Genomic DNA, 3,740 nt, shown 5'->3' with positions numbered 1-3,740 from the left:
GTGGAAGAATTTTTATCCCTTTTTTGTTTCTTCGGACAAAAAAGGGCGGATTGTAAGGCGGAGCCTTACATTGTAGCGGGTCGTAGGGTGGAACCCTACAAAGTGGTGGGGTGCGGGGTAAAACCCCGCAGAAAGGTACAAGGGGCAGAGCCCCTTATAAGGGGTAGTAGGGCAGAGCCCTACAAAAACGTTCCTGTTTTCACAGGAAATATTATATCATTTAAGAACAAAAAAATAAACCCATTATATTCCTATAATGGGTCATTGTCGGATTTTATATGAAACTGTTTTAGTTATTGATTGTTTCTTGTTACAAGTAAGTCTGCTCCCGTTCCGCATATATCCTTCTTTGCGATATCTCCGATTTTCACAGGGGCTTTAAGTACGATAGAGTTGATTTCTTTCATCACTTCGAATATCTTTGCTTTCGGCACTCCCGCATTTGTCCTTACAGAAGTCACATTGTCTCTTCCGCCTTTGACTTTAACAGTAGATGTAACTACTCTCTTAGGCTCTACGACTTCTTCTCTTGCGTATTTATCTCCTCTGGGACAAGTATTTCCGGTTACAGAAAATACTTCTTTTCCTTCGTATTCTACTGTTAAGGCACATCCTCTCGGACAGCATATACATGTCATTTCTCTTTTCATTATTTGTCCGCCTCCTCGATTTCAAAAGTAAGTTCGCCTTTTTTATCTTTTATCAAATCTTTCTTGATGTTTATGTTAATCATTTCTCCCGGTAAGAATTTAAGTTCTTTCTTTCTTAATATTTCTTCTCCGTTTAGTTTTGCCACAACGTATCCCGCAGGTACTACTCTGTTTACCCTCATGAACATTGATACGTCTTCTTTCAAATCCTTAGAAGAAATCTTCTGAGGTACGGTATAAGAGATAGGAGCCACCGCTTTTGTCAAGATGTCTTCGCTTACATCGTTTCCTTCTTTTATATATTCCGCAGCACCTTTACCTGCGATAAATCCTTCGTTTGAAACAAAGTCTACAAGGTCGTGTACCTGAAGTACGTTCCCGCAGGCAAATATTCCTTCTATACTGGTCTGTCTGTTTTGAGATACGTAAGGACCTTTCACTCTAGGGTCGATTTCTATCCCCGCCATATTTGAAAGTTCGTTTTCAGGGATAAGACCCACGGATAATAGAAGCGTATCACAAGGGATGACTTCTTCGGTGCCTTCGATAGGTTTTTTATCTTCTCCTACTTGAGCGACAACAACAGCTTCAAGTCTTTCTTTACCTTTTATATCCACTACTGTATGAGCAAGCTTTAGCGGTATATCGTAGTCTTCGAGACACTGAACGATATTTCTTTGAAGTCCGTTTGAGTAAGGCATAAGTTCGAGTACGCATTTTACCTTCGCACCTTCCAAAGTCATCCTTCTTGCCATAATAAGACCTATATCTCCCGAACCCAATATAACGACTTCTTTACCAACCATGTAGCCTTCCATATTTACAAATCTCTGTGCGGTTCCCGCAGTCATAATACCGCTTGGACGTGAGCCTGCCATGTTAAGGGCTCCTCTCGTCCTTTCCCTGCACCCCGTAGCCAGAATTACAGCCGTCGGTCTTATTGTTTGGTAACCCATTTCTTTATTTAGAAAATGTATTGTCCTGTCTTCTTCGAGTTTGATTACCATAGTATCCAGCATCACATCTACCCCGAGACGCATTATGGTATCTATATCTCTTCCCGCGTATTCCGGACCCGCAAGTTCTTCTTTGAACCTGTGAAGTCCGAAACCGTTATGGATACATTGGTTAAGAATACCGCCTAACCTCATATCTCTTTCGAGAATAAGTATGTCCTTTACTCCGTTTTCTTTTGCAGAAATGGCAGCACTGAGTCCCGCAGGACCTCCGCCGATTATTACTAAATCATAATTTTTCATCTTAGTTGTTACCTCCCTTGTTAAGTTTTCCGGTTAGAATATAAGATTCTTCGCCTTTCTTGGTAACATCTTCGTAGTTCATATCGTATTCTCTCTTTATGATTTCCATTACTCTTGGAGAACAGAAACCTCCCTGACATCTTCCCATACCCGCTCTCATTCTTCTCTTGACGCCGTCTAAGGTCGTTACCTTGATACCTCTGTGGAGGACGTCCACTATCTGACCTTCCGTGATAGTTTCACATCTGCATATCACTCTTGCAAATCTTGGGTCTTTCTTTATTAGTTCGTTGATTTCATCTTTTGACATCTTTTCCATGTCAACATACCCTCTTCTGTTAGGATCGAAATCTTTGTTTTCCTTTAATTCTAGTCCTGCGTCCTTTAATATACCAACGAGCATTTCAGCTATTGCGTATGAAACAGTGAAGCCCGGAGACTGTATCGCAGCGGCGTTTATAAAGCCCTTTGTTGAGCTTTCTTCGATTATGAAGTCCTGAGAGTCCGTAACAGCTCTAAGACCCGCAAATTGAGTTATAACTTTGCTTTTGTCCAGTTTATCTATTAAATAGCTGTCGGTTTGAGCCCATACTTCGTCTAAAGTCTTTGCGTCTGTAGACACGTCTTCTTTATCGTCTATGTACTCTGCGTTCGGACCTACAAGTATATTTCCGTCCTGAGACTGTGTAAGAGCGATACCCTTTGAATGTGCTTTTGGTGTAGGGAATATAACAGGATGAACTTTCGTGGATTCACATTTGTCCAAAAGCATATATTCGCCTTTTCTCGGGGTTATTTTAAAATTCGTTTCCGCAATCATAGCTGAAATCTTATCTGCGTATACACCTGCGGCATTTACTACATATCTTGATTTAAATTCATTATTCTTTGTTTTTACTATAAATACATCGCCGTCTTTTGTGATATTTGTTACTTCTTCGTTGAAGTTGAATTCCACACCGTTATCAATAGCATTTTCAGCTAAAGCAACGCAGTATTGGAAAGGCATTGCGATACCTGCCGTCTTACAGTAAAGAGCTGCAATTACGTCGTTTGAGATATTTGGTTCGATTTCGTGTATCCTGTCGATATCGATTATTTCCGTTTCAACTCCGTTTTTATTCCCGTTTTCCTGAAGTCCTTTAAGGGTTTCGATATCTTCTTCGTCGAATGCGAGAACTAGAGAACCGCATCTTGTATGACCGAAATGGAGTTCGTTATCCAAAATAGTAAACAGCTCGTTTCCTCTCTTTGATAATTTAGCCTTGATAGTCCCGTGGGTAGCGTCATAACCACCGTGTATCATTCCCGAGTTTGCTTTCGATGTCCCGCATGAAACATCTTCTCTTCTTTCCAAAACACCTATATTTAAGTCGTATTTGGAAAGTTCTCTTGCAGTAGAACAGCCTACTACGCCCGCACCGATAATCAGCACATCATACATATCTTTCATATTTTCCTCCTTGTAAATACAAAAAAACAACATACACACTTAAGGTCTTTAAGCGTAATATGTTGCGGTTTCTCTTATAATCTCTTCCGCTATTTAATTGTAAATTGATATTTTTATATATTATATAACTTTCTTCCAAGAATTTCAAGTCCTTTATGTGACTTTTGTAAAGATAATTATATTTAGATTAATTTTGTAATCTATATATTATTATATTCCATTTTGTTTAAATAGTTCTTATCTTTTAATGTGTATTTCATTTTTATTTAAATATTCCAATAAATTTATTGTTTTTGTTTTTTATAGAATAAATTTATTCTGGAAAGACCGAAGGCTTTTATAAGGGACTCCGTCCCTTAAATTACTCTGTAGGGCGTT

4 protein-coding genes are annotated in these 3,740 nt (G+C 39.1%); 1 reads left to right on the top strand and 3 read right to left on the bottom strand.

Annotated features, from left to right (window positions below; all coding sequences use genetic code 11):
• The coding region (locus NSA01_RS09805) for a hypothetical protein (protein WP_257481279.1) at positions 1-282 on the top strand (282 nt) is incomplete at its 5' end.
• 11 nt (positions 283-293) lie between these two features.
• Here the strand turns inward: NSA01_RS09805 and NSA01_RS09800 are convergent.
• The 3 genes from NSA01_RS09800 to NSA01_RS09790 are packed head-to-tail and all read right to left on the bottom strand — an operon-like array spanning position 294 to position 3,362.
• Positions 294-650, bottom strand: a complete 357-nt coding sequence (locus NSA01_RS09800) for a DUF1667 domain-containing protein (RefSeq protein ID WP_257481278.1) — start codon at positions 648-650, stop codon at positions 294-296.
• Positions 650-1,909 carry an NAD(P)/FAD-dependent oxidoreductase gene (locus NSA01_RS09795; protein WP_257481277.1) on the bottom strand — a complete coding sequence of 420 codons (1,260 nt, stop codon included), beginning with the start codon at positions 1,907-1,909 and terminating at the stop codon, positions 650-652. The genes NSA01_RS09800 and NSA01_RS09795 overlap by 1 nt, the downstream gene beginning before the upstream one ends.
• 1 nt (position 1,910) lies before the next feature.
• The gene (locus NSA01_RS09790; protein ID WP_257481276.1) at positions 1,911-3,362 is read right to left on the bottom strand and encodes an NAD(P)/FAD-dependent oxidoreductase; all 1,452 of its coding nucleotides are present in this window, start codon (positions 3,360-3,362) and stop codon (positions 1,911-1,913) included.
• Positions 3,363-3,740 lie beyond the last annotated feature (378 nt).

It is taken from the genome of Anaerofustis stercorihominis (genome assembly GCF_024623185.1).
In the GTDB taxonomy this organism is placed as follows: Bacteria; Bacillota; Clostridia; order Eubacteriales; family Anaerofustaceae; genus Anaerofustis.
The sequence above is the reverse complement of the archived record's forward strand: the minus strand, read 5'-3'. Positions and strand labels throughout refer to the sequence as shown.